This window comes from Actinoplanes sp. NPDC089786 (genome assembly GCF_040684855.1).
In the GTDB taxonomy this organism is placed as follows: domain Bacteria; phylum Actinomycetota; class Actinomycetes; order Mycobacteriales; family Micromonosporaceae; genus Actinoplanes.
Genome location: NZ_JBFBGU010000015.1, coordinates 133,860 through 157,836 on the forward strand (window position 1 = coordinate 133,860; position 23,977 = coordinate 157,836).

A 23,977-nucleotide genomic window follows, 5' to 3' on the forward strand; every position below is an offset into this window, starting at 1 on the left:
CGTCGCCGGGCCGGACCACACTGACCCGCTCGCCGGTCTCGACCACGACGCCCGCCCCCTCGTGGCCGAGCACCACCGGCAGCGGGCAGACCAGGTCGCCGGTCAGGTAGTGGCGGGTCGCTGTGGCAGACCCCGGCGGCGTCGATGCGGACCACCACCTCGGTCGGGCCGGGCTCGGCGAGGGTGACGTCCTCGACGACCATGCCGCCGCCGACCGTGCCGCAGACGGCCGCTCGCATGAGCCTACTCATCGACGTACGCCGACGCGCTGGCCTGCCCGGGGCGAATGGTGAACGGGGTTCCGGCGACCGTGTAGTCGCCGTGGAACCCCCGCACGACGACCGTGCCGTCGGGTCCGGTTCGCATCTCGGTCGGTGGCAGCCACCACTCCCCCTTGATCAGGCTTTCCAGCGCGTCGTACGACGGCTTGCGGCTGCCGTCCGCGCGGACCAGCCCGACCGGGGCGCCCAGCCAGGCGCCGTCGTCGGTGAGCCCCCAGTAGTTGATCGATTCGACGGCGGGGTGCGCCATCAGCGTCCGGTAGTGCCGCACGATCTCGTCGGCCTGGCGGGCCTCGCCCTCCGGGGTCGTCGGCCAGTCCGGGATCTGATAGTCGTTGAGATCCGTGATGTCGGGCGGCATGAGGTGCCCGGACACCAGGGTGCTCTCGGTCAGATGCAGCGGCAGGCCGTAACGGGCGAACCGGTCCAGCACGTCCCGCAGGTACTCCTCGCCGCGGAACCCCTGGTGCATGTGGGTCTGCAGCCCGATCACGTCGACCCGGATGCCGGCTTCGAGAACCCCTTCGATCAGGCATTCGTACGCCGAACTGAGGTCGAAGTCGTTGAGCACCAGGGTCACCGCGGGATTGGCCGCTCGTGCCTCCTCGAACGCCATCCGCACCATGGCGATGCGGCCCCGGGCCCGGGCGAGCCGGGTGATGGCGTTGTCCCCGTTCGCGAAGACCGGCATGATCACGGCCTCGTTGATGGCGTCCCAGAGGTCGATCACGCCGGCGAATCCGCCGGTCAGTTCGCGGATCCGGTTGCGCTGCAACCGTTCGACCTCGTCGTTGTCGAGATCGAGCAGCCATGCCGGCTGCACCGTGTGCCAGACGAGCGGGTGACCCTTGACGGTGACGCCGCGGGCGGCGAGCCAGTGCGCGGTCCTGGTCAGGCGTTCGACGTCGGTGGCGCCCTGTCGCGGCTCGTAGGGCCCCCAGTAGAACGGGAGGGTCGCGGTGTTGAACAGGTTGAGCCACAGGTCGCCCAGCCGGTCCAGGTCCAGGCCGGTGGCGCCGCCGAACGCCGGAGCGGCCGCCTCGGGCGGCGGGCCACCGACGAGGCTGACGAAGTCGAAGCCGATGTTGCCGAAGGCGAACGTGTGCCGTTGCTGGGCCACGGTGACGACCCGGTCGGTCAGCGGCCGCCGGTCCGGCCCGAGCACGGTGAGGGTGACCTCGCCGATCCGGTGTCGCAGGCTCTCGTCAGGCACGGCGGCATTCCTCGGATTCGAGGTCGTCACCCGGTCACCCTCTTAGAAAGTTTCGCTAGACGTTGCGAAATTGTCGGGATGAACGGCAGCATAGGATCGGCCGGGCCGGGCGGTCAAGAAGCCCGGCGACACCTAGATTGGCTGATGCGCATGCCCAGCGAGCCCGCCGCGGACGACATCGGTTCCCGCGCCACCTTGTCCGAGGTGGCGGCGCGGGCCAACGTTTCGGTCTCCACGGTTTCCAAGGTGCTCAACGGTCGCTCTGGGGTGTCCAGCGAGACCCGGCAGCGCATCGAGGAACTGCTCCAGGACCACCGGTACAACCGCCGCGGCGGCAAGCAGCAGCCCGCGCCGTTGCTCGAGGTGCTCTGCTATGAGATCGACAGCCCGTTCGCCAGCGATCTGCTGGCGAACATCGACCAGGTCGCGCGCCGGCGGCGGATCGGCATGGTGCTGACCGGGGCCACCGAGCGGCACCTGCCCGAGCCGTCCTGGGTCGACGACGTGCTGCGGCGCCGGCCGGTCGGGATCATCCTGGTCGCCTGTGTGCTCCCGGCCAAGGACAAGCAGCGGCTGCGTTCCCGCAACATCCCGCTCGTGATGCTCGACCCGGCCGGCAACCCCGGGCCGGACGTGCCGTCGATCGGCTCCGCCGACTGGAACGGCGGCTACCTGGCCACCCGCCATCTGATCGAGCTGGGCCACCGCCGGATCGGCATCATCACCGGACCGCAGGACATGCTCGCCTCCACGGCCCGGCTCTCCGGGTACCGCGCGGCCCTGGATTCCGCCGGGATCGCCGGCGATCCAGAACTGATCCGGCCGGGCGAGTTCCACCACGCCGACGGACTGGCCGAGGGCCGGGCGCTGTTGTCGCTGCCGGATCGGCCGACGGCCATCTTCGCCTCCTCCGATCTGTACGCCCTGGGCGTCTACGAGGCGGCCCGGTCGCTCGGTCACACCATCCCGGGCGACCTCTCCGTGGTGGGTTACGACGATCTGCGGATCGCGCAGTGGGCCGGCCCGCCGCTGACCACGATCCACGTCCCTCTGCTCGCGATGGCCGAGCAGGCGGTGGAACTCGTCACCCGCCTGGCCGACGAGCCCGACTTGACGTTCACCCGGCTCGACATCGACACGTCGCTCGTGGTGCGGGCCAGCACCGGCGCACCAGTGCGGCGCACCTCCCGTACGAAAGTTTCCAACTCGTAAGGAAACGTTGACGGGAAAGTTGCGATCGGCCTAGCCTGTGATCCACCCGTAACGACGCCGAATCGACCTTCGTTCGCAGCGGCTTCAGGCGATCATCACCCCTTCACAGCGAGCGCTGGCATCGAGAACGCCTGGGTATACGGCGCCCGTCGGGGCGCGAAACATTTCTTAGCTCCATGGAGAATGGAGAGGGATACATGCGACTCTTGCTGACGCAGAAGGCACGACTGCGGCCGCTGTCCATCCTTGCCGCCGCGACGCTCGCCGTCACCACGCTGGCTGCCTGCGGCGGGGATTCCGGAGATTCGTCGAACGCCGGGAGCGCGACCTCCGGCACGGTCAACTGGTGGGGCTGGACGCCGACCGACACCGCGACCGCCAACACCTACATCGCAGCCTTCAACAAGCAGTATCCGAACATCAAGATCAATTACAAGCTGGTCAACATCTCCGACTGGGTGGCCGCGCTGCGCCCGGCCCTCGCCTCCGGCAAGGGCCCGGACGTCTTCGACATGCAGCCCGGCGCCTACGTCACGCAGTTCAAATCGTTCGCCGTCGACCAGACCGCACTCGCCGGGCAGGCGCTGGGCAGTGACTGGAAGACGAAGGTCGCCCCGATCGGCATCAGCGGCCTGAGCGCCGACGGCAAGCTCACCGCGCTGTCGGTCGGCCAGGTCTACGCCGGGACGCTGTGGATCAACGCGGACATCTTCAAGAAGTTCAACCTGCGGCCACCCACGACGCTGTCCGAGTGGAAGCAGGTCTGCCAGGTGCTCAAACGGAACAAGGTGGGCTGCTTCGTCCAGGGCGCCGCTCAGGAGGGCTTCGACCAGGACACCCTGCAGTCCATCGCGAACTCCGTCCAGCCCGGCCTGTGGACCAAGGTGTCCAACGGCGAGGCCAGGTGGACCGACCCCGGCATCGTGCGGACGCTGGCCATCTGGAAGGACCTGTTCGACAGCGGGATCATGCAGCCCGGCGCGGTCGGCTATCAGCAGTACCCGGATTCCAACAACGACTTCCTCACCGGGAAGTACGGCATGGTCATGATGGGCACCTGGTACACGCAGTACACCACGACCAAGGCGATGACCGCGGCGCTCTCGGCGGCCGGGGTCAGCGGCGCCAAGCCGTTCCCGATCCTGCCGGTCGCCTTCCCCGATGTTGCCGGCGCCGGCAACATCAGTGAGATGTACGGCGACGCCGACTTCGGCCTGGCCATCTCGACGAAGTCGAAGGCCCGGGCCGCCGCGGAGACGTTCGTCAAGTGGATGGCGACCTCGGCCGAGGGCCAGCAGGTGATCGCCGACCAGCTCAACGACCTGCCGTCGCTCACCTCCGTGACACCGAACTTCGACAACGTCGAACTCGTCGACCCGGCGATCCAGAAGGGCCCGGTACGGCAGCTCATCACGAAGGCCAGCGCCGTGACCGAGCCGCGTCAGGCACTGCTGAGCGCGGATGTGCAGAACGGCATCCTCGCGGCGGCGACCTCCGTGGCCACCGGAAAGGCGTCTCCGCAGGACGCGGCCAAGACCCTGCAGCAGGCGGCCGAGGCGGCCGGAGTGACCTTCAAGTGACCGGCAGTCCGATGAATGCGGCCGGACCCACGGAGTCGTGATGACCGAGACATCGACGCGCAAGCGGGAGATCGGCAAGGAGAGGTCCGGGGCTGCGGGCAGCGGTGGACGCGGCCGCCCGCGACGCCCTCCGGGCCTGCCCTGGATCCTGCCCGCCCTGGTCCTCAGCGTGGGACTGATCTACTACGCCATCGGGTACACGGCGTACATCTCGACGCTGAACTGGGACGGGATCAGCCCGGACCCGCTTCACGTCGGTGGACAGAACTACACGCGCATCATCCGCGACCCGGTCTTCTGGGCCACGGTGCGCCACACAGCCGTCTTCTTCGTGGTCACGTTCGTGGTTCAGACGCTGCTGGGTCTGGTCTTCGCGGTCCTGATGCACGCGCGGCTGCGGCTGGCGGCGCTGTACAAGGTGATCATCTTCATTCCGGTGGTGCTCGCGCCGGCCATCATGGCGCCGGTGTTCCGGCACATGTTCGCCCCGGACGGCGAGCTCAACTCCGTCCTGCAGCACGTGGGCCTCGGAGCGCTCGCGCAGCCCTGGATCGGACAGACCAGCACCGCGTTGCCGGTCATCATGTTCATCACGATCTGGGAGTGGACCGGTGTCACGTTCGTCCTTTACTTCGCCGCGATGACCCAGATCGATCCGTCGGTCCTGGAGGCGGCGCGGATGGACGGCGCGAGCAACCTCCGGACGCTGCTGAGCATCATCTGGCCGGAGATGCGCGGAACCACGATCGCGTTGGGGATTCTGGGCGCCATCGGGGCGCTGAAGACGTTCGACGTGCCGTATCTGGTCACCATCGGCGGACCCAACTATGCGACCGAGTTCCTCGGCACCTACATCTACCGCCAGACGATCCCGCTCGGCCACGTCGGATACGGCGGCGCGCTGTCCGTCATCCTGCTCGTGGTCGCGCTGATCGTGGCGGTGATCCTGCAGCTCGTGGGGCGCGGACGGGAGGCGAGGTAGACGATGTTCGAGATCCGCAGCCGGCGGGGCCGCATCCTGCTGCAGCTCGTCGCCACAATCCTCATCATTCCGTTCCTGTTCCCCCTCGTGGTGATGGTCAAGGGCGCGTTCGCGGGCGAAGGGCCGAAGAACTTCACCGCGGTACTGCAGGTGCCCGGCTTCGGGCGGTTCTTCCTGAACAGCCTCATCATCGCCGGGGTCGTCATCGCGCTGGTGTACGCGGTGACGATGATGGCCGCGTTCGGCTTCGCGAAACTGCACCTCCGGTTCCGCGAGGTCTACTTCTGGCTGCTGCTCGCCTGCTTGACGCTGCCCGAGGTCGTGCTGCTCGCGCCGCTGTTCGCCACGGCCACCCGGCTGGGGCTGTACGACACATACTGGGCGGTGGTCCTCCCACTGGCCGCGCTGCAGGTGCCGTTCGCCGTGCTGCTCACCCGCAACTTCATCAACGGCCTGCCGGACGAGCTGTTCGAGGCGGCGCGGGTGGACGGCGCGAACTCGTACCGTGGCTTCATCCATCTGGTCCTGCCGCTGACCCGGCCGATCGCCGCGGCGGTCATCATCTTCACCCTCGTGGCGGCCTGGAACAACTACCTCTTCCCGCTGGTCTTCCTGCAATCACCGGATATGCAGACGATCACGCTGGTGCCGCAGTTCTTCGTCGGGCAGTTCAGCAACGACCAGACGAAGATCCTCGCCTCGGCGGTCATCACCGCGATCCCCGAGGTCATCGCCTACCTCAGTCTCCAGCGGCTGTTCGAGCGCGGCCTGTCGGCCGGCGCCATCAAATGATCTTTACCTGAAGGGTGACCATCGTGCCGCTTATCCACGTACACCTCGATCGGCAGGTGTTCGACAAGTCCCACGAGGACATCGGGAACGCGATCCACGACGCGCAGATCGAGGCCCTGGGGATCCCCGCCGACGACCGGTTCCAGATCTTCCAGGCGCACGACGCCGGCGAGCTCAAGTTCGACGCCGGGTACAACGGCGTCGAACGGCGCAACCTGCTCGTCATCCGGGTCACCGCGGTGCACATGTACCCCGCGGCGACCAAGCAGGCCTTCTTCAAGGCAGTGGTGGACAAGCTCGAGCCGCTCGGCATCCGCCCGCAGGACGTTCTCATCAGCCTGACCGAGAACGGGTTCGAAGACTGGTACGCCGGCAAGATCTGAGCACCGAGGAGAAACACATGTTGCACCACGACGCCGCGCATCTGAGCGTGCTTTACCTCGGCGGAACCGGAACGATCAGCGCGTCCTGCGTGCGCTTGTCGGTCGAGACCGGCATGCGCGTCACGGTGGTCAACCGCGGCCGCAACGACCAGGATCGGAGCCTGCCCGACGGCGTCGAGACGCTGATCGCCGACGTCGGCGACAGTGCCGCGCTGGCCGCCGCGATCGGCGACCGCACGTTCAACGCCGTCGTCAACTTTCTGTCGTACGACATCGACGACGCACGCCGAATGGTGACGTTGTTCGGCCGGCGGGCCCGTCAGTACGTACACATCAGCTCTGCCTCGATCTACGCCAAGCCGGTGCGGCAGATACCGATTTCCGAGTCGACGCCGACCGCGCCGAACCCGCACCTCGCGTACGCCACCGCCAAATGGCGCGCCGAGCAGGTGCTCCAGGACGCACATGTGACGCAGGGCTTTCCGCTCACCGTGGTCCGGCCGTCGCACACCTACGACGACGCCAACCCGCCGCTGCCCGGCGGTTGGACGGTGGTCGACCGAATCGCGCGGGGCGCTGAGATTCCGGTGCACGGCGACGGCACGTCGCTGTGGACACTCACGCACGCCGAGGACTTCGCGCAGGGCCTGGTCGGTCTGCTCGGCAACCCCCGCGCGATCGGCGAGACGTTCAACATCACCGGCTCCGACGTCTACACCTGGGACCAGATCTACACGATCGTCGGGGAGGCGCTGGGAGTGACGGCGCGGCTGGTCCACGTCGCCTCGGAGATGTACCCGCTGGTGGCGCCCGGCTGGTTCTGGTCAGGCGAGATGCTCGGCGACATCGGGCACAGCGCGGTGTTCGACACCACGAAGATCCGTACCTTCGTGCCGGGCTTCTCCCCCCGGCTGACCTTCCATCGCGCGGCATCCCGGATGGTCGGGTGGCGACGGGACCACCCCGACACCACCAAGCCCGATGCGGACACCGAGGCGGTCCTCACCCGGATCGTCGGCGCCTACCACGCCGCCCGGGACGTCTTCGCCGCACGGGGCGCCGCATGACCGCCCGCCCGCTCGGCGGCACCGGCCTGGCCGTGACCGCGCTCTGCGTCGGCACCAGCCCGCTGGCGAACATGCCGCACCTGTACGGGTACGAGGTGAGCGAGGAACGGGCGGTCGCCACAGTCGGCGCGGCACTGGACAGCCCAGCCGTCAACTTCATCGACACCTCGAACGGATACGGCGTGGACGGCACGGCCGAACGCCGCATCGGAATCGCCCTGCGCGACCGGGGCGGTCTGCCCACCGGCACGGTTCTGGCCACCAAGGTCGACCCGGATCCGCGTACCGGCGAATTCTCCGGCCGGCGGGCACGGACATCACTCGAGGAGAGCCTGCAGCGCCTCGGCGTCGACCACATCCAGCTGCTGCACCTGCACGACCCCGAACGGATCAGTTTCGACGAGGCAACCGCACCGGGCGGCCCGGTGGAGGCGCTCGCAGACCTGAAACGACAGGGAGTGGTGGCGCATCTCGGCGTGGCCGGCGGCCCGGTCGCCCTGATGCAGCAGTACCTCGACACCGGCGTGTTCGAGGTGGTGCTCACGCACAACCGGTACACGTTGCTCGACCGGTCGGCCGAGGAGCTGTTCCGGGTCGCGCACGAACGCGGCATCGGGGTCCTGAACGCGGCACCGTACGGCGGCGGCATGCTCGCCAGAGGACCTGCCACCCAAGGGAAGTACGCCTACCGGGAACGCAACGACGCGATCGCCGCGGCGGCAATCGCGATGGCGGCGGCCGCGGACCGGTTCGGGGTACCGCTCGCCGCGGCCGCGTTGCAGTTCTCGCTGCGCGCGCCGTTCATCGACTCAACGGTCGTCGGAGTGTCCTCGCCGGAGCGGGTGCAGCAGACGCTCGACCTGACCGGCACACCGATCCCCGACGAGCTCTGGGCGGACCTGGAGGCGTTGGTCCCCGGCCCGGACCTGTGGCTCGATCCGCCTTCGCGCTGAGAGGAACTCGCTTCATGACCGGCTACGCGAGCTACCCGTCGCTCGACGGACGGGTCGCGTTCGTCAGCGGCGGCTCGTCGGGACTCGGCGCCGAGTTCGTCCGCCACCTCGCGGCCCAAGGTTCCCGAGTGGCCTTCGCCGACGTGGACATCGAGCGCGGCGCGGCCCTGCAACGCGAACTCGGCGACGACACGCTCTTCCTTCCCTGCGACGTCCGGGACATCCCCGCGCTGCGTGACGCCATCGCCCGCACCGCGGACCGGTTCGGGCCGGTCCGAACACTCGTCAACAACGCCGCCGATGACCGGCGGTACCGGGTCGAGGAGTTCGACGTCGCGCTGTGGGACGACCGGATGGCCGTGAACGTCCGGCACCACTTCTTCGCCGCCCAGGCGGTCACCCCGATGATGCGGGCCGCCGGCGGCGGGTCGATCATCAACCTCGGCTCCATCAGCGCGCACATCGACCTGCTCGACCTGCCCGCGTACATCACCGCCAAGGCCGGCATCGAAGGGCTCACCCGGACACTGGCACGGGAACTCGGTCCGTTCCAGATCCGGGTCAACTGCCTCATCCCCGGCTGGATCATGACGGAGAAGCAACTCACCGAATGGGTGACGCCCGAGGCCGAGGCATCCATCGCGCGCAACCAGTGCCTGCCTGGCAAACTTTTCCCGCACGACGTGGCCCGGATGATGCTGTGGCTGGCCGCGGACGACTCACGCTCGTGCACCGCCCAGAACTGGATCGTCGACAGCGGCTGGATGTGACCGCCCTCGCCGCCGGAGCTCCCCGTCCGCCAGGCGCCCTCCCCGGGTCCCCGGCGGCGCAGTCCAGAGGGGTCACGAGCGCAAGCTCACCGCGCCGTAGGTTGCCGACGCTACGGCACCGGCGACCGCTCCCGCTGTGGCGACGGTTTCGCCCGTACCCCAAGCCCACCAGGCGATCGCGCCCAGCGCCAGCGCGTCGCCCAGCGCGGCCACCCCGAACCAGGTTACGTAGTTGCTGGTCGCGAACGCGACCCCGCCCGCCACCACCGCGACCGCGCCGCCCGACATCGCCACCCACTCACCGGCCGCGATGCCGCCGACCAGCGCGACCCACCCGACACCCCAGACCGCGGCCGCGAACAGCGTGATCCGCCCGGCCAGGACGGCGAAGCCGGCGGCGAGCGTGAGCACGGCCACGGCGATCGCCGTGATCCGGCCCTCCGGCCACGCGAACCCGCCGGCCAAGAGCGTGGCTCCCACGGCGAGCAGCAGAATGCCCGTGACCACCCTCATGACCGGGCGTCCCAGCTGACCTCGCGCGGGCCCTCGAATCGTCCCTCCGTCACCGACATCAGCACCTCCGTCCGCACCGACGCCCCGCAGGCCGGGCAGGCGCCGATCAGTGTGGCCGCGTAACCGTCCTCGAACGCGCGCACCCGGTCCTCGTCGCGATACGTCCACGCGGGTGGACCCTGCACCCGCGTGGATGTGCCGCAATCCGTGCACTGCACGTGCAGCAACGCGTTCGCCGGTTCGAGGCGCGGGCCGACGGCAGCCGATCCGTGCAGCCGGAGGACGACGGTGCGGCCCCTTTGAAAGCGCACGCGCAGCAGGTCGGGGCCTTCGGTCAACAGGCGACTCAGCGGTCTCGGCGGCAGCGGGTCGAGACCGGCGCGGATCTGCCGGGCCGTGAACAGGTGGGCCAGGCGCAGCAGATCCGAGCCGAGGTCGACGCCCAGCGCGCGCCGCAGGTCGCCGTCGACGGCCGCGTGCAGCAGGTCGGCGGCCGGCCCGGTGCCGAACCAGTCGTGCTCGGTGATCCACTCCGCAGCGGTGTGGTCGTCCGGCGCCGCCAGCCACGCCGCCAGGCCATCCGATTCCACGACGCTGTGGGCCCAACCCAGGACGGCGCGGAGAAGCCGCGCTTGCTGCACCGGGTCCAGGCCGTCCGCCGGATCTTCCAGGGGGTACGCGGACCGCTCCCAACGCGGCAGCCGATCCAGAATGCCGAACAGCTCGGCGTCCGTCGCGCTGCGGCGCAGACACTGGAGTGGCTCCAACAGTTCCGGCGCGTATTCGAGCAGGTGGGGGAACTCGGCCAAGGTCGACAGGTGCGCCTCGTCGTCGACGACCAGGATCCGGGAAGCGACCGCCGCAACGACCCCGGGGCTGTCGATCAGGCGCAGGCGCCGGGCCGCCATGCGCCCGACCCAGCCGTCGTCGGCAAGGTATCCCAGGAGCGCCCGGAACACATCGTCGGTCAGCGGGCGGTCGACCAGCGCCTGGACATACTGCTCCCGGACCTCGCGTACCGTCTCGACGCGCGCTGCGGCGGCAAACGCCGACGTGTCCCGCCACTGCAACTTCCGCACTGCGGCCAGCCGCACCTCCACGCTCACATCGGTCAGCGCCCGGTGCGCGTCCTCCGGGCCGAACCGGGAACTTCCGCGCAGCGCCTCGAGCCGGACGATCGGCGAGGGGTCGGCGAGAAAGCGGCGGTTGAGCTCCACGGGACGGTCGACGGGACGGACCGCCCGCAGCGCCCGCATACGAAGCCGTTCCTCGCTGCTCGTCTCCAGCTCGCGGCGCACCGGCTCGGCGTCGGGGCCGAGGACGTGCAGCAGCCGGGCGACGCGGTCGTCGTTCTCGGCCAGGTCGACGACGGCCCGGCCGATCCGTCGGTCGACCGTCGCATGCCGGCGGAGGACGGCTGCCAGGGCTCCGGCCGCGGCGTCGCTCACGTTATCCCAGCGCTCGGCCACGCCACCCGCCGTCTGCACCTCGGCACCGTCGTGCAGCGCCATGTCGAGCAGCTTGCCGATGACCTCGGGCCCACCGTCCCGCGCGGCTCTCCCGACGGCCAGCAACCGGGTCATGTCATCCGGGTCGTTCAGGTCTTCGGCGAGCGACACCCCACGACGATAGGTCACGCCAGACTCGAGGAGAACGCCAAGAACGGCGGTGTCGCATGGGGAGGTCTTCGTCCGGCAGCGGATCGGGCGGCGCCCGTCACAGCTGCGGTATCACCCGCAGGACGGCGCCGGTGGCGGTATCGATGACCACCAGGAGCCCGCCACCGCGGGCGTACCGTGGGTCGCTCAGCAGAACCTCCGCCTCCGGCCCGTGGACTTCCACCGCGGCGTCGCGCAAGGACAGGCGACGTAGCTCGGCCGCTTGCGCCCGCGCGATGGCGATGAGCTCAGCATCCGTCACGGGTCCAGTCTAGTTGCCCGGCAGCGACGCCTTCCGCCTTGCGTGCCCTGAACGCGGCACCCAGCCGATCATCCCGCGCCGCAAGATCACTCGGATCAAGGGCCTGGGCAAGCTGCGCTACTGCACCAGTTCCGCCGCTTGGCCGTACGCTGGGAACGGCGTCTCGACATCCATGACGGCTTCGTCAGTCTCGCCTGCGCGCTGATCTGCTGGCGTCGACTGACAGCCGATCACCGGCACGCGTTTGACAGGTCCGTCAAGGCTCCATCAGGGTCGTAGACGATGCGATGCCCATCGTTGATCACCCGAAAGGTTCCGGCGTCGACCGGGTTGGTGTTGGCCCAGCTCAGCGGCACAACACCCACCTCTACCTCGAAACCCGATGGTCGAACGAGCCGGATCTCACGAAGCGGCCCCCAATCCCGCTCGCGGATGACGCGTCCCGCGAGTAGGAGCGACCACATGTCCGGATCGACGTGTGCAAGGCCATCGGTGAGCACAACGATATCGACGTCGGAGTCCATCCGGGCGGCGTTTCTCGCCCAGGAGCCGACAACGACAACCCCTCGTACATCCTGGTGCTCGGTCGCCCACCGAACGACCTCGCCCACGACCGACTGAACCTCGTCAGTTCGCTGCTGTGTTACCACACTGCGAGTCTGGCATGCCGTATGACGAGGCGATCCACATCCTGATGTGACTCATGATGGTCGAAGGTGAGCCGACTTCACGGTGGCGGCGTCACACCGTGATCGCACTGGCCTGCCGGATGGCCTCGGCCGCCGATCCCGCGAATCCGGCCTCGCCCACCACGAGCGTGCGCCTGCGCCCCGGTGTGACGGGGACGGGTCGTGGCACTGTGCCCTGGGACACCACGATCGGGCCGGCGACGTCGAGCCACCCGCGGTCACCGGCGTGGCCGAGCAGGAGCCGGCGCGGTTCGACGGCTTCGACCGTGGTGCCGTGCTTGATCTCCACGTCCGGATGGTCGGCCAGCCGGCGGAGCATCATGCTCTTCTCCCGTGGTCCGGCCTCGGGCGCGAGCTCCTCGCCGGCCGCGAGAAGCAGCACCCGGTGACCGGCGGCCGCGGCGGCGTCGGCCGCGGCGACTCCGGCGCGGTCGGCTCCCCAGATCGTGACGACGCTGTCCGGTCGTGGTGGATCCGGGTGCCGTAGCCGGTCACGCAGGTCGACGACGCGCGACCGGCGACGCCCGCCCCGGCGACGAGAACGCGGCGGCGCCCGGGTGACGCCCCGCGACCGGCGCCGCGTGACGCCTCGCGACCGGCGCCGGGATTGACCAGGCACCAGATCGGCTGCTGGGTGTGCAGCACGTCGATGCATCCCTGGTTGCAGCCGATGCACGGGCGGGGCAGCACGCCCGCGAGAGTGGCGGCCGTCCATCCGGGGTCGGCGTGCAGGGCCCGGCCCACGGCCACGAAGTCGGCGGCGCCGGACGCCAGAATCTCCTCGGCGGTGTCCCCGGTAACGATCCGCCCAGCCACGCCGACCGGCTTGCCGAACACCCGGAACATGGCGGCGTACGGGGCGAGGACGCCTCGATCGACCTCGCCCGGCTGCACGATCCACTCCCCCGCCTCGTAGCAACCGGCCGAGATGTCGAGGGCATCGACCAGGTGCAGCGGCAGCCTCCCGGTCAGCGCAAGCGTCGCGATCGCGTCGAGACCATCGGGAACCCCCTCGAACGCGGACAGGCGCAGAACCACCGCGGCGTGCGGCGCTACGGCCCGGACCTGCTGGAGGACGTCGGCGAGAAACCGGACCGGGTCGGCGTAGCGGTCGGTGCGCCGGTTCGTTCGCGGCGACAGGAACTGGTGGATGAGGTAACCGTGGGCGGCGTGCACCTCGATGACGTCGACCGCGGCCTCGGCACAGCGCCGGGCCGCGGCCCCGAAGGCCACGGTGAGCTCCTCGACGTCGGCGATGGTCAATTCGCGCGGCGTACGCCCCCGGAAGGGCACCGGCGAGGGGGCCACCGGCTGGAAGCCGGAAACGGCGGGATCGGCCACCCGGCCGTCGGGTGTGCCGTAGTTGCGCTCCATCGGCGGGCTGACCACCCGGTTGCGGAGCCGGTGCCCGCCGAGTTGAAGCGGTTGGCCGAGTTTCACAGGCCCAGGTAGATGCGGCGCACCTGCGGGTCGTGGCGCAGGTCGGCGGAGGTCCCGCTCATCGCCACCTCGCCGTTCTCCACGACCAGGCAGCTGCTGGTGGCCTCGAAGGTCAGCTTGGCGTTCTGCTCGACCAGCAGCAGGCTGAGCCCCTCGGCGCGCAGCCGCTGCAGCACGGCGAGGATGTCCTCGACCAGCTTCGGCGAGAGTCCCATGGACGGCTCGTCGAGCAGCAGCAGCCGGGGACGGGACATCAGCGCACGCCCGATGGCGAGCATCTGCTGCTGGCCACCGGACAGCGCCCCGGCCAGCCGGTGCCGCATCTCGCCGAGCACGGGGAACAGCTCGTACACCTGCCCGAGGGTGGCGTGGGTCTCGGCGTTCCACTTGCGGGCGTAGGCGCCGAGCAGAAGGTTCTTCTCGACGGGCAGACCGGCGAAGACGTGGCGGCCTTCCGGCACGTACCCGATGCCGTGGCGGACCATCGAACGGGCGTTCACCCGGCTCAGGTCGATGTCGCCGAAGCGCAACGTGGCGACCCGGCGTGGGATGAGGCCCATGACGGCCTTGAGGGTTGATGTCTTTCCGGCGCCGTTGGCGCCGATGACACCGATGGCCTCACCCGCCGGGACCGAGAAGCTGAGCTCGCGTACGGCGCAGACGCCGCCGTAGTGGACGGTGAGCCCTTCGACGGTGAGGGCCTGGCTGGTGCTGGTCGCCGGCTCGGACAGTGCGGTCATGCGGTCACCTCCGGGACGGACGGCAGGTCCTCGGTGCTCATCGAGTCGCCGAGGTAGGCCTCGATGACGGCGGGGGTCGCGGCGACGTCGGCGGGCTCGCCCTCGGCGATGATGCGGCCGCCGGCCAGGACGGTGACCCGTTCGCACAGGGACATGACCAGGCCCATGTTGTGTTCGATGATGATGACGGTGATGCCGCTGTCGCGGATGGATCGGACGATCTCGCTGAGCTGGCGTACCTCCTCGCCGTTGAGGCCGGCGGCCGGCTCGTCCAGCAGCAGCAGCGACGGGGCGGCCGCCACCGCGCGGGCGATCTCCACCCGCCGTTGGATGCCGTACGGCAGCGATCGGGGCCGGGACTGCGCGAACTCGGTGAGCCCGTACCGGTCGAGCACCTCACCGGCCTGTCGCCGCAGGGTCCGGTCCTGCCGCAGGATGCTGATCGGCCCGAGCAGGTAACGCCAGCTGGCGAGGGTGGGACTGCGGTCGAGCGCGACAAGGATGTTCTCCTCGACGGTGAGGTCGCCGAACAGGCGCAGGTTCTGGAAGGTGCGCGACATCCCGGCCCGGGCCAGCCGGTACGGGCGGCTGCCGGTCATGTCCTGGCCGCGGAACCGCACTTGTCCCGCCGTTGGCCGGTACAGCCCGCTGACGACGTTGAAGAGCGTGGTCTTGCCGGAGCCGTTCGGTCCGACGATGCCGCGGATCTCGCCTTCGGACGCGGTCAGCGCCACCTCGTCCAGGGCCCTGATCCCCCGGAACTGCATCGTCAACCCGGTTACCTCCAGGACCGGACGACCGGAAGGCGCGATGCCCGCAGCCGGGTAGGGCTGGAACGGGCCGAGCCGGGCGGCGGCGCTCTGCTGCCGGCGGCGGCGGGCCAGTGCGGCGCGTACGCGGGCGGGCAGGCCGGCGAGGCCGGTGGGCGCGAAGACCACCACGAGCACCACCACCGCGCCGTATGCGACCTGGGCGACCGTCGGGTGGTCGGTCAGTCCCTCGCGCACGAGGGCGAGGCTCACGGCCCCGACGACACAGCCGATCAGGCTCTGCCGGCCGCCGATGATCACCATGCCGAGCAGCAGGAACATGTTGGCGATGCCGAAGGACTCCGGGGCGACGTAGCGGATGAGCCCGGCGTAGAGCACGCCGCCTACGCCGCCGTAGACGCTGGCCAGGAGGAACGCCGTCATGCGGAGCTGAGGCACCTCGGCGCCCAGGGCGCCGGCGGCGAGTGAGTCGTCGCGCATGGCCCGCATGCGCCGGCCCAGCCGGGTCCGGACCAGGAACAGCCCGAATGCGAGGGCAAGGGCGAAGACGATCAGTTCCAGGTAGTAGTACAGGTATTCGCTGTCCAGATCGACGCCGGGCAGGGTGGGCCCCGGTATCGACGAGATTCCCTCCGCGCCGCCGGAGACCTGCGCGTTGGTGACCCAGTTGGTGAAGGCCAGCGCGAGGCCGAGGGTGACGATGCCGAGGTAGTGCGATTGGACGCGTAGCGCGGGAGTGCCGACGACCAGGCCGACCGCAACGGTAGCGGCGACGGCGAGCAGTGCGGCGACCCAGAAGCCGAGGCCGGCCTTGGTGGTGAGGATGGCGGTGGCGTATGCCCCGACGCCGAAGAAGGCGACCTGGGCCAGGTTGACCTGTCCCGCCACGCCCATGCAGAGCCCGAGGCCGATGGCGAGGACGGCGAAGATGAGGATGACGTTGGCGACGTGGATGGCGTACGAGTCGAGACCGTACGGCAACAACCAAGCGCCGGCACCGACCAGCGCGACCGTCGCGAGTTTCTTTCTCATGCCCGGTTCACCGTCCGCTCGCCGAAGATGCCGGTCGGCCGCACCATGATGATCACCGTGAAGATCAGGAAGGTGAACAGCTCGCCGTAGCCCTGGAAGTGGCCGGCCATGAAGGAGTCGAGGATGCCGATCGCGAGCCCGCCGACGATCGCGCCGGGGATGCTGCCGAAGCCGCCCAGGATGGCGGCCGCGAACCCTTTGATGCCGAGCGTCCCGCCGAGCGCCGGGCTGACGTAGAGGAGCGGCCCGACCAGCCCGCCGGCCAGTGCGGCGAGGCCGGCGCCGATCATGAACGCGATGGCGTTGCTACGCCCGACGTGGATGCCGACCGCGGTGGCCGCCTCGTGGTCCATGGCGACCGCCTGCATCGCCGCCCCGCGTTTGGTACGGGAGAGGAAGAGCACCAGCAGCACCGTGGCGGCGGCCGCGATGGCGAGCACGACCAGGTCGTAGGTGCGGATGCGCAGGCCGAGGAAGTCGAGCGGCGCGGACGGCACGGGCGAGGGGACGGCCCGGCCGGTGGCGCCCCAGATCATGATGATCAGCGCGTCGAGGACGATGCCGAAGCCGATCGTCCCGATCAGCATGAGGTCGAAGTCCCGGTTCTCCAACGGCCGCAGGACACGCTCGATGACCAGGCCGATGACGCCGGTCAGCCCGATCGCGACCACCATGGCCAAGGCGAACGGCAGTTTGGTGGACAGGTAGAAGGTGGAGGCGAGGTAGGCGCCGACGGTCACGACGTTGCCGTGGGCGAAGTTGACCAGGCCCATGGTGCGGTAGACCAATGAGAAGCCCAGCGCGACCAAGGCGTAGACGGCGCCGAGACTGACGCCGCCCACGATCGTCTGCAGAAAGACCTGCATGGTTCTCCTTGTGCCCGTCAGCTCGCGGCGGCGACGAGCTTGCCGTTCTGGATGGTGCCGATCGACGTGACGAAGATGCCGACGCCGGTCTTGTCGTACGCGAAGTCGCCCAGCAGGCCCTGGTACCTGGTCCCGCGGATCGCCTCGGCGAGTTCCTTGCCGGTGGCCACGTTGCTGCTCTTGAGTGCGGTGAGCAGGATCTGGGTGCCGTCGTAGGCTTTTGCGCCGTGCAGCTCGGCGTCCTCGTTGAACTTCGCCTTGTAGTCGGTGGCGAACTTCTTGGCGGCGTCGTTGATGTCGTTGCTCAGGTAGGGGGAGCTGACGATCGTGCCCTCGGCGTTCTTCGCGCCGGCGGTGTCGAGGAAGACCGGTGTGCCCTGCGGCGCGGCCCCGGCGAAGGTGGCGGTGATGCCGAGGTCGCGGGCCTGTTTGACGATCAGGCCGGATTCGACCTCCTCGGCGCCCAAGAAGATCACCTTGGGGTTCTTCTGCCGGATCCCGGTGAGAACGGCGCTGAAGTCTTTCTGGTCGGTGGTGACCACCTGGTCGACCACCGGTGTGACGCCGCGGCTCGTCAAGGCCTTGAGGAACGCGTCGTGCTCGCCCTTGCCGTACCCGCCGTTGTTGCTGATCATGGCGATGCTCTTGATGCCCTGCTGATCCACGATGTGCTTGGCCAGGGTCTCGTCGTACGTGGTGCTGGTCGGGCCGTTGAGGAAGAGGAAATCGCTGCCGGCCGCGACCAGTCCCGGTGACTGCCCGGAGGTGATGTTGGGGATCTCGGCCTGTTTGAGGATGGGCGCCATGGCGATGGTGACCGCGCTCTCAGCGGTGCCGATCATCGCGATGTAGCCCTCGCTGTCGATCTTGCGGGCGAGGTTGGTGCCGACGGTCGGGTCGCCCTGGTCGTCGAAGACGCCGAGTTCGATCTGGCGGCCGTCGATCCCGCCCTGGGCGTTCCACTCGTCGATGGCGAGGCGGGCGCCCTTGAGCTCCCACCCGCCGAGCGAGCTGAGCTGTCCGCTCTGGGCGTCGACCAGTGCGATCTTGATGGGTCCGGACTTGTCGCCGGACGACTCGGAGTCCGAGCCGGGGGCGCTGCATCCGGTGGCGAGGGTAACGGCGAGGACGGCGATGGCGAATATGGCGGTGGCGCGGCGTCGGAGCATGGGCGGGTCACCTTCTGTCAGGAGGTATCAGTCGAATTTGCCCTGGTAGATGTCTTTGATGTTCCAGTGGCCGGGGGTGGGGACCGGCTCGTTGACCATGGGGACGTCGATCACCGCGGGGCGTCGGCGTTCCACTGCCGTCTTGAGGGCGGTCATCAGTTCGCCGGGCTCGGCGATGGCGTAGCCGTCGGCGCCACAGGCGCGGCCGAGCGCGGCGAAGTCAGGGCTGTAGGGGTTGCCGTCCGGGTCGGTGAAGTCGCAGCCGTAGCTCTGGCCGAAGGCGCCTGCCTGCAGGTCGGAGATGGTGCCGTGGGCACGGTTGTTCATCACCAGGAAGATGACCGGCAGCCCCTGCTCGACGGCGAGGGGCAGGGCGGGCAACTGGGCGCTCATGCCGCCGTCGCCGATCAGGGCGACCACCACCCGGCCCGGCTCGGCGACCTGGACGCCCAGCGCGGCGGCCGGTCCGAACCCCATGGTGGAGGCGCCGCCGGGCGTGATGAATCGGCCGCCCTCCGGCAACGGGTAGCACTGGGCCACCCCGTTCTTGTTCCAGCCGACATCGGTGACCAGCACGGCGTCGTCCGGCAGGGCGGCTCGGACGTCGGCGAGGATGCGTTCGGGCCGCAGCGGGAACTGATCGCTGCGGCCACGGTCGGCGCTTGCGGCGAACAACTCCGACCGTGCGGCTCGGATGTCCTCCCTCATCCGCGGGCGGTCTGTGCCGGCCGGTAGGTGACTACGCACCGCGGCGAGAATCTGCCGCACCGCGCGGCCGGCGTCGGCGACGGCGCCGATCTCGACCGGGTAGTTGCGGCCGATCTCGGCGGGGTCGATGTCGATCTGGATGAGCCGGCTCGGCGGGAAGCGCCAGGTGTGGTCCGGATCCCATGAGCTGGCGTCGGTCTCGGCGAACCGGGTCGCGACGGCGAGCACGACGTCGGCGTCCCGGGCGTACGCGTTGGTCTCGGCCAGTCCCCAGAAGCCGGTCATGCCCAGCAGAAGCGGGTGGTTGTCGGGCAGGGCGCCCTTGGCCATCAACGAATGCGCGACCGGGATGTCGAGGTGCTCGGCGAGGTCACGCAGCGCGGTACGGCCGTCGGGTCCGCCGAGCCCACCTCCGAGGTAGATCAGCGGCCGCTCGGCGGTGGCCAGGGCTGCCGCGATGCGGTCGGCGTCGTCCGCGGCGAGGTCCGGGCGGGCCGGGTGCGGCAGGGGATAGGCCGGCACGGTGCCGGGCAGTTCCCGGGAGAACATGTCCATCGGTACGTTGAGCAGGACGGCGCCGGGACGGCCGGAGGTGGCTGTCCAGAACGCCCGCTCGGTGAAGCGGGGCAGGTCCTCGACCCGGTGCACGTGCCACGCCCGCTTGACGAACGGCCGGTAGATGGCCGTCTGGTCGGCATCGGCGTGCAGATTCACCTCTTGGTGCGGATGGCGGCCGTACAGGTAGGAGGGAATGTCACCGGAGATGGCGATCAGCGGCACCGAGTCGAGCGCGGCCGTGGCCACGCCGGTGACCCCGTTCATCATGCCGGGGCCGACGTGCATGAGGACCACGCCGGGTTTGCCGCTGGCGCGGGCGTACCCGTCGGCGGCATGCGCGGCGGTCTGCTCGTGCCGGGCGATGACGAACTCGATCGGGCTGCGCCCGATGGCGTCGAGCAGGGCGATGTTGGTGTGGCCACAGGTGCCGAAGATGTACTCGACCCCGTAGTCGGCCAGTTGAGCGACCAGAGCGTCCGCGGCGGTCATCAGTTCTCTCCCCAGATCGACAGGTCTCGCAGCAGGAGCGTCTTGACCACCGTGTAGTCCTCGACCATGTGATGGGGGGACTCGCGACCGAAACCGGAGTCCTTCACGCCGCCGAAGGGCACGTGGTCGAGCCGGAAGTTGGACGAGCCGTTGACCACCAGGCCCCCGACCTCGAGTTCACGCCACGCGGTGAGGATGCGGCCGATGTCGTTGGTGAAGAGCCCGGCCTGAAGCCCGAACCGGCTGGTGTTGCAGGTCTGCAGGACGGTGTCGAAGTCGTCGAACGGCAGGACCGTGACCAGCGCGCCGAAGACCTCTCGGACGACGATCGAGGCGTCGGCGGCCGGGTCGGCGACGACGGTCGGGGTCAGCGTGGCGCCGTCGCGGGTGCCTCCGACGGTGATCCGGGCGCCGCCGTCGACCGCCTCGGTCGCCCAGGACAGGACACGTTCGGCGGCTTCGTCGTCGACCATGGATCCGACGTCGGTCGACGGGTCGAGCGGGTCGCCGACCTTCAGGGCCTGTACCTCGGCGGTGAGCAGGTCGACGAATTCGGCGAAGCGCGACCGTTGCACGTAGATCCGTTGTACGGAGATGCAGCTCTGCCCCGAGTTGGTGTAACCGGTACGGGCGCAGTTGCGGGCCGCGGCGGGTAGGAAGGCGTCGGCGCAGACGATGGTGGCGGCGTTGCCGCCCAGCTCGAGCACGAGTCGCTTGGCGCCGGCGGCCCGGGCCACCGCGGCTCCGGTCTCCGCGCTGCCGGTGAAGCTGATGACCGCGACCTCCGGCGCCGCACAGAGCGCGGCGCCGATGTCACCGCCGCCGTGCAGCAACTGGATCGCCTCGACCGGCGCTCCGGCCTCCAGCAGCAGCGCCACGACGGCGGCCGAGACCGCCGGGGCCTGCGGTGGCGCCTTGACGATGGTGCTGTTGCCGGCGGCGAACGACGCTCCCAGCTTGTGGGCCAGCAGGTTGGCCGGTGCGTTGAACGGTGTGATCGCCAGGGCCACGCCGGCCGGAGCGCGATAGGTCAGGGCGGTGTTGCCGATCCCCCGCTCCCAGCCGGCCACCGGCAGCACGTCGCCGCCGATCCGGCGGGCCTCGGCGGCACAGACCGCGAACGTGTCGGCGACCCGGTCCAGCTCGCCGAGACCGTCCTTGATCGGCTTGCCCAGTTCCAAGGCGATGAGCCGGGCGATGTCCTCCCGGCGCTCGGTCGCCAGGGCGGCGGCCCGGTCAAGAGTCGCGGCCCGGGTGGCCGGGGCCAGCTTCGCGACCGAACGGGCCGCGGACCGGGCGTACTCGGCTGCTGCGACAGCGTCGGCGCGGTCAGCGGTTCGCGCCCGGCTGACCACCGTACGGACGAACGGGCCCACCCGCTCGGCGACCGGTCCGTCGTCGATCCACTTGCCGCCTAGCAGCGCCGGCGCCGGCGCCACGCCGATCGAGTCGAGCATGTGTTCCTCCTCTGAGGTCCGCTAGATGGATCGCGATGGGCGGTTATGGACCGCTGTGCGGACTACGGTGTAACGTACGGGCGGCCGCAAGGTCCTGGCAATAGGCCGGGTCGGGAAAGTTACGGAGCGATGAACCCGCCCTTCGGGCGGCAGAATCGGGGAGTCCGCGACACCGGGGCTCCCGGTGCGACCGAAAGAGAGTGAGCCGCCGTGACACCCGCTTCCCAGCGCCCGACCCCCACCACCGCTCCGGAGGAGCCGCCCGCGGAAGCCGGCGGCGTGCGCAGCGTCCAGCGGGCTCTCGACATCCTGGCCTTGCTGACCGAGGACCGCCCGCTGATCGCCATCCGGGACATCGTGGCCGCGACGGGCCTGGCCAAGACCACCGTGATCCGCATGGTGCAGACGCTGGAGCAGAGCGGTCTGCTCTGGGCGACCAGTTCCGGGTACATGGCCGGTCCCGGCCTCTGGCGCTGGGCCCACCTCGCCCGCCGGAGCTGGGAGCTCCCACCGGAGACCCAGCGGATGATGCGGGAACTCGCCGCTCGTGAGCGGGAGACGGTCAACGTCTACGTCGTCCGCGACATCGTCCGGATCTGCATCGCCCAGCAGGAGAGCCCGCAACCGCTGCGCCACGTGGTGCATGTCGGTGACGAGCTGCCGTTGTGGGGTGGCGCCTCGGCGAAGGTGCTGCTGCGCAACGCCTCCGACCCGCTGCTGGAACGCGTCGCCCGTTCCTCGCCCGCTGGCGAGGGGCACGTCCGGCAGCTGCGGGAGTGGATCGACGCCGCCACCGAGCAGGGCTACGCGGTCAGTCACGGCGAGCGCGAGGAGGGCCTGTCCGCGGTGGCCGTACCGATCCTGGGTCGCTCCGGCACCGTGGTCGCCGCGCTCTCGCTGAGCGGGCCGACGGTCCGGTTCACCGAGGACCGGGTCGCCACGTTCGTCAAGGAACTCCAGGCCGCGGCCGCGCAGATGAACGAGCGTGGCTTCGAGCATCCCCTGGGCTCGTCCTACTGAACACATGAAGGAGCGTCGCGCATGCAAGATCGTCCACTCGACGGTGTCCGCGTCCTCGACCTGACCAATGTCCTCGCCGGGCCGTACTGCACCTACCACCTGATGCTGCTCGGCGCCGAGGTCGTCAAGGTCGAGATGCCCGGCCGCGGCGACCTGGCCCGCCAGCTCGGCCCCGTACCGGAGCTGAACGAGGCCGGGCTCGGGGCGTCGTTCCTGGCCCAGAACGCCGGCAAGAAGTCGGTCGAGCTGGACCTCAAGTCGCCCGCGGGTCGCGCCACGTTCGAGGAGCTGCTCGACTGCGCCGACGTCCTGGTCGACAACTACCGGGCCGGAGTGCTGGCCCGCATCGGATATCCGTGGGAGCGGCTGCGCGAGCTCAACCCGGCGTTGATCTACTGCGCCATCAGCGGGTTCGGGCAGATCGGCCCGATGAGTCAATCGCCGGCGTACGACCAGATCATTCAGGGACTGTCCGGGATGATGAGCGTGACGGGTACGCCGGAGACAGCGCCGCTGCGGGTCGGCTTTCCGGTGGCCGACACGGTCGGCGGGCTGACCGCGGCGCTGTCCATCGCCGCCGCGCTCGCCGGGCGGCAGCGTGACGGCCGGGGCCGTTTCCTCGACGTCTCGATGCTCGAGGCCGCCATGTCGGCGATGGGCTGGGCGGTCTCCAACTACCTCGTCGGCGGGGTCGAGCCGGCCCCGATGGGCGACCAGAACGCCACCGCGGCGCCGTCCGGGACGTTCGAGACCGCCGACGGCCCGCTGAACATCGCGGCGAACCGGCAGGAACAGTTCGAGTCGTTGTGCCGCCTGGTCGGCCGGCCGGAGTTGATCACCGACGCCCGGTTCGCCGAACGGGAGGCCCGCAAGGCGCACCGCCACGAGCTCAACGACCTGCTCAACGAAGCCCTGCGGGCCCGTCCGGCGCTGGAGTGGGAGCGGAGGCTCTCCGCAGCCGGTGTGCCCGCCGCACGCATCCTCACCGTGGCCCAGGCGGTCGCCTTGGAGCAGCTCGGCGGCCGTGGTTTTGTCACCGATCTGCCGTTCCCGTCCGGCGCGCCCGGTGACGCCACCAGGGCCTTGCGGGTCAGCGGCAGCGGGGTCCTGTTCGACGAGGTTCCGCTCGCGCCGGACTCCGCGCCTCCGGTGCTCGGCGAGCACAACAGCGAGCTGCCCGATGTGCTGCGCCGGTGGCGGGCCCGGGGCGCCCGCTTGCTGGCCGAGGACGCGGGCCGCTGACGGATCATTCATCGCCGGCTCCGGTCAGCTCTGCGAAGTCACGGTGCATCCGGTCACCGTCCGGACGGTGGTCGGTAGACGACATCGGCGACCGCTGGTCACGCTCTCGACCTCCCGGCGGCTTTGTACGG

At 69.8% G+C, this 23,977-nt stretch carries 23 protein-coding genes and 1 pseudogene; 10 read left to right on the forward strand and 14 right to left on the reverse strand.

What is annotated here, in order from left to right; genetic code table 11:
* Positions 1–10: 10 nt before the first annotated feature.
* Together AB0O15_RS32620 and AB0O15_RS32625 are read right to left on the reverse strand one after the other, a co-directional pair.
* Positions 11–106: pseudogene (locus tag AB0O15_RS32620) on the reverse strand (alcohol dehydrogenase catalytic domain-containing protein); the annotation flags it as partial.
* A gap of 137 nt (positions 107–243) precedes the next feature.
* On the reverse strand, positions 244–1,494 hold the full coding sequence (locus tag AB0O15_RS32625) for an endo-1,4-beta-xylanase (RefSeq protein WP_364326470.1): 1,251 nt from the start codon (positions 1,492–1,494) through the stop codon (positions 244–246).
* Between the two features lie 150 nt (positions 1,495–1,644).
* Between AB0O15_RS32625 and AB0O15_RS32630 the strand changes: the two genes are divergently transcribed.
* From AB0O15_RS32630 to AB0O15_RS32665, 8 genes are all read left to right on the forward strand, one after another.
* Entirely contained in the window at positions 1,645–2,706 is a 1,062-nt protein-coding gene (locus tag AB0O15_RS32630) for a LacI family DNA-binding transcriptional regulator (protein ID WP_364326473.1), read from the forward strand.
* Between the two features lie 197 nt (positions 2,707–2,903).
* Complete coding sequence (locus tag AB0O15_RS32635) at positions 2,904–4,286, forward strand: ABC transporter substrate-binding protein (RefSeq protein ID WP_364326476.1); 1,383 nt, start codon at positions 2,904–2,906, stop codon at positions 4,284–4,286.
* A 40-nt stretch (positions 4,287–4,326) separates the two neighbouring features.
* Positions 4,327–5,268, forward strand: coding sequence for a sugar ABC transporter permease (locus AB0O15_RS32640; protein ID WP_364326479.1), 942 nt, complete (start codon positions 4,327–4,329; stop codon positions 5,266–5,268).
* Positions 5,269–5,271: 3 nt separating this feature from the next.
* Positions 5,272–6,060: a carbohydrate ABC transporter permease gene (locus AB0O15_RS32645; protein WP_364326482.1), complete on the forward strand. Its 789-nt coding sequence runs from the start codon at positions 5,272–5,274 to the stop codon at positions 6,058–6,060.
* A 23-nt stretch (positions 6,061–6,083) separates the two neighbouring features.
* Complete coding sequence (locus tag AB0O15_RS32650) at positions 6,084–6,443, forward strand: tautomerase family protein (protein ID WP_364326485.1); 360 nt, start codon at positions 6,084–6,086, stop codon at positions 6,441–6,443.
* Positions 6,444–6,460: 17 nt separating this feature from the next.
* On the forward strand, positions 6,461–7,510 hold the full coding sequence (locus AB0O15_RS32655; RefSeq protein ID WP_364326488.1) for an NAD-dependent epimerase/dehydratase family protein: 1,050 nt from the start codon (positions 6,461–6,463) through the stop codon (positions 7,508–7,510).
* Complete coding sequence (locus AB0O15_RS32660) at positions 7,507–8,463, forward strand: aldo/keto reductase (RefSeq protein ID WP_364326491.1); 957 nt, start codon at positions 7,507–7,509, stop codon at positions 8,461–8,463. The genes AB0O15_RS32655 and AB0O15_RS32660 overlap by 4 nt, the downstream gene beginning before the upstream one ends.
* Before the next feature lie 14 nt (positions 8,464–8,477).
* Positions 8,478–9,233, forward strand: coding sequence for an SDR family oxidoreductase (locus AB0O15_RS32665; protein ID WP_364326494.1), 756 nt, complete (start codon positions 8,478–8,480; stop codon positions 9,231–9,233).
* Between the two features lie 72 nt (positions 9,234–9,305).
* On the opposite strand, the gene AB0O15_RS32670 is transcribed toward AB0O15_RS32665, so the two are convergent.
* The 12 genes from AB0O15_RS32670 to AB0O15_RS32725 form a co-directional block, all read right to left on the reverse strand.
* Positions 9,306–9,746, reverse strand: a complete 441-nt coding sequence (locus AB0O15_RS32670; RefSeq protein WP_364326497.1) for a hypothetical protein — start codon at positions 9,744–9,746, stop codon at positions 9,306–9,308.
* Positions 9,743–11,365: a hypothetical protein gene (locus AB0O15_RS32675; protein ID WP_364326500.1), complete on the reverse strand. Its 1,623-nt coding sequence runs from the start codon at positions 11,363–11,365 to the stop codon at positions 9,743–9,745. Before AB0O15_RS32675 ends, AB0O15_RS32670 begins: the two co-directional genes overlap by 4 nt.
* A 97-nt stretch (positions 11,366–11,462) precedes the next feature.
* Positions 11,463–11,666 carry a hypothetical protein gene (locus AB0O15_RS32680; protein WP_364326503.1) on the reverse strand — a complete coding sequence of 68 codons (204 nt, stop codon included), beginning with the start codon at positions 11,664–11,666 and terminating at the stop codon, positions 11,463–11,465.
* 230 nt (positions 11,667–11,896) lie between these two features.
* The gene (locus AB0O15_RS32685) at positions 11,897–12,316 is read right to left on the reverse strand and encodes a nucleotidyltransferase domain-containing protein (protein ID WP_364326506.1); all 420 of its coding nucleotides are present in this window, start codon (positions 12,314–12,316) and stop codon (positions 11,897–11,899) included.
* 91 nt (positions 12,317–12,407) lie between these two features.
* Entirely contained in the window at positions 12,408–12,677 is a 270-nt protein-coding gene (locus tag AB0O15_RS32690) for a hypothetical protein (protein WP_364326509.1), read from the reverse strand.
* The gene (locus AB0O15_RS32695; protein ID WP_364326512.1) at positions 12,674–13,795 is read right to left on the reverse strand and encodes a hypothetical protein; all 1,122 of its coding nucleotides are present in this window, start codon (positions 13,793–13,795) and stop codon (positions 12,674–12,676) included. The genes AB0O15_RS32690 and AB0O15_RS32695 overlap by 4 nt, the downstream gene beginning before the upstream one ends.
* Positions 13,792–14,535, reverse strand: a complete 744-nt coding sequence (locus AB0O15_RS32700) for an ABC transporter ATP-binding protein (protein WP_364326515.1) — start codon at positions 14,533–14,535, stop codon at positions 13,792–13,794. The genes AB0O15_RS32695 and AB0O15_RS32700 overlap by 4 nt, the downstream gene beginning before the upstream one ends.
* Positions 14,532–16,337, reverse strand: coding sequence for a branched-chain amino acid ABC transporter ATP-binding protein/permease (locus tag AB0O15_RS32705; RefSeq protein ID WP_364326518.1), 1,806 nt, complete (start codon positions 16,335–16,337; stop codon positions 14,532–14,534). Before AB0O15_RS32705 ends, AB0O15_RS32700 begins: the two co-directional genes overlap by 4 nt.
* The gene (locus AB0O15_RS32710; RefSeq protein WP_364326521.1) at positions 16,334–17,203 is read right to left on the reverse strand and encodes a branched-chain amino acid ABC transporter permease; all 870 of its coding nucleotides are present in this window, start codon (positions 17,201–17,203) and stop codon (positions 16,334–16,336) included. Before AB0O15_RS32710 ends, AB0O15_RS32705 begins: the two co-directional genes overlap by 4 nt.
* 17 nt (positions 17,204–17,220) lie before the next feature.
* Positions 17,221–18,372, reverse strand: coding sequence for an ABC transporter substrate-binding protein (locus tag AB0O15_RS32715; protein ID WP_364326524.1), 1,152 nt, complete (start codon positions 18,370–18,372; stop codon positions 17,221–17,223).
* 27 nt (positions 18,373–18,399) lie between these two features.
* A complete protein-coding gene (locus AB0O15_RS32720; RefSeq protein ID WP_364326527.1) occupies positions 18,400–20,127 on the reverse strand; it encodes a thiamine pyrophosphate-binding protein in 1,728 nt (575 codons plus the stop codon).
* Entirely contained in the window at positions 20,127–21,584 is a 1,458-nt protein-coding gene (locus AB0O15_RS32725; RefSeq protein WP_364326530.1) for an aldehyde dehydrogenase family protein, read from the reverse strand. The genes AB0O15_RS32720 and AB0O15_RS32725 overlap by 1 nt, the downstream gene beginning before the upstream one ends.
* A 210-nt stretch (positions 21,585–21,794) precedes the next feature.
* Here AB0O15_RS32725 and AB0O15_RS32730 point away from each other — a divergent pair, with 210 nt between their 5' ends.
* Together AB0O15_RS32730 and AB0O15_RS32735 are read left to right on the forward strand one after the other, a co-directional pair.
* On the forward strand, positions 21,795–22,604 hold the full coding sequence (locus AB0O15_RS32730) for an IclR family transcriptional regulator (RefSeq protein WP_364326533.1): 810 nt from the start codon (positions 21,795–21,797) through the stop codon (positions 22,602–22,604).
* A gap of 21 nt (positions 22,605–22,625) precedes the next feature.
* Complete coding sequence (locus AB0O15_RS32735; protein ID WP_364326536.1) at positions 22,626–23,846, forward strand: CoA transferase; 1,221 nt, start codon at positions 22,626–22,628, stop codon at positions 23,844–23,846.
* Positions 23,847–23,977: the final 131 nt, after the last annotated feature.

What these genes read in the sequence shown, in the direction of transcription:
- AB0O15_RS32630 (WP_364326473.1), top strand. Translation starts at nt 1,645, where the DNA reads ATGCCCAGCGAGCCCGCCGCGGACGACATCGGTTCCCGCGCCACCTTG.
- AB0O15_RS32635 (WP_364326476.1), top strand. Translation starts at nt 2,904, where the DNA reads ATGCGACTCTTGCTGACGCAGAAGGCACGACTGCGGCCGCTGTCCATC.
- AB0O15_RS32640 (WP_364326479.1), top strand. Translation starts at nt 4,327, where the DNA reads ATGACCGAGACATCGACGCGCAAGCGGGAGATCGGCAAGGAGAGGTCC.
- AB0O15_RS32645 (WP_364326482.1), top strand. Translation starts at nt 5,272, where the DNA reads ATGTTCGAGATCCGCAGCCGGCGGGGCCGCATCCTGCTGCAGCTCGTC.
- AB0O15_RS32655 (WP_364326488.1), top strand. Translation starts at nt 6,461, where the DNA reads ATGTTGCACCACGACGCCGCGCATCTGAGCGTGCTTTACCTCGGCGGA.
- AB0O15_RS32660 (WP_364326491.1), top strand. Translation starts at nt 7,507, where the DNA reads ATGACCGCCCGCCCGCTCGGCGGCACCGGCCTGGCCGTGACCGCGCTC.
- AB0O15_RS32665 (WP_364326494.1), top strand. Translation starts at nt 8,478, where the DNA reads ATGACCGGCTACGCGAGCTACCCGTCGCTCGACGGACGGGTCGCGTTC.
- AB0O15_RS32670 (WP_364326497.1), bottom strand. Translation starts at nt 9,746, where the DNA reads ATGAGGGTGGTCACGGGCATTCTGCTGCTCGCCGTGGGAGCCACGCTC.
- AB0O15_RS32690 (WP_364326509.1), bottom strand. Translation starts at nt 12,677, where the DNA reads ATGATGCTCCGCCGGCTGGCCGACCATCCGGACGTGGAGATCAAGCAC.
- AB0O15_RS32700 (WP_364326515.1), bottom strand. Translation starts at nt 14,535, where the DNA reads ATGACCGCACTGTCCGAGCCGGCGACCAGCACCAGCCAGGCCCTCACC.
- AB0O15_RS32705 (WP_364326518.1), bottom strand. Translation starts at nt 16,337, where the DNA reads ATGAGAAAGAAACTCGCGACGGTCGCGCTGGTCGGTGCCGGCGCTTGG.
- AB0O15_RS32710 (WP_364326521.1), bottom strand. Translation starts at nt 17,203, where the DNA reads ATGCAGGTCTTTCTGCAGACGATCGTGGGCGGCGTCAGTCTCGGCGCC.
- AB0O15_RS32715 (WP_364326524.1), bottom strand. Translation starts at nt 18,372, where the DNA reads ATGCTCCGACGCCGCGCCACCGCCATATTCGCCATCGCCGTCCTCGCC.
- AB0O15_RS32720 (WP_364326527.1), bottom strand. Translation starts at nt 20,127, where the DNA reads ATGACCGCCGCGGACGCTCTGGTCGCTCAACTGGCCGACTACGGGGTC.
- AB0O15_RS32725 (WP_364326530.1), bottom strand. Translation starts at nt 21,584, where the DNA reads ATGCTCGACTCGATCGGCGTGGCGCCGGCGCCGGCGCTGCTAGGCGGC.
- AB0O15_RS32735 (WP_364326536.1), top strand. Translation starts at nt 22,626, where the DNA reads ATGCAAGATCGTCCACTCGACGGTGTCCGCGTCCTCGACCTGACCAAT.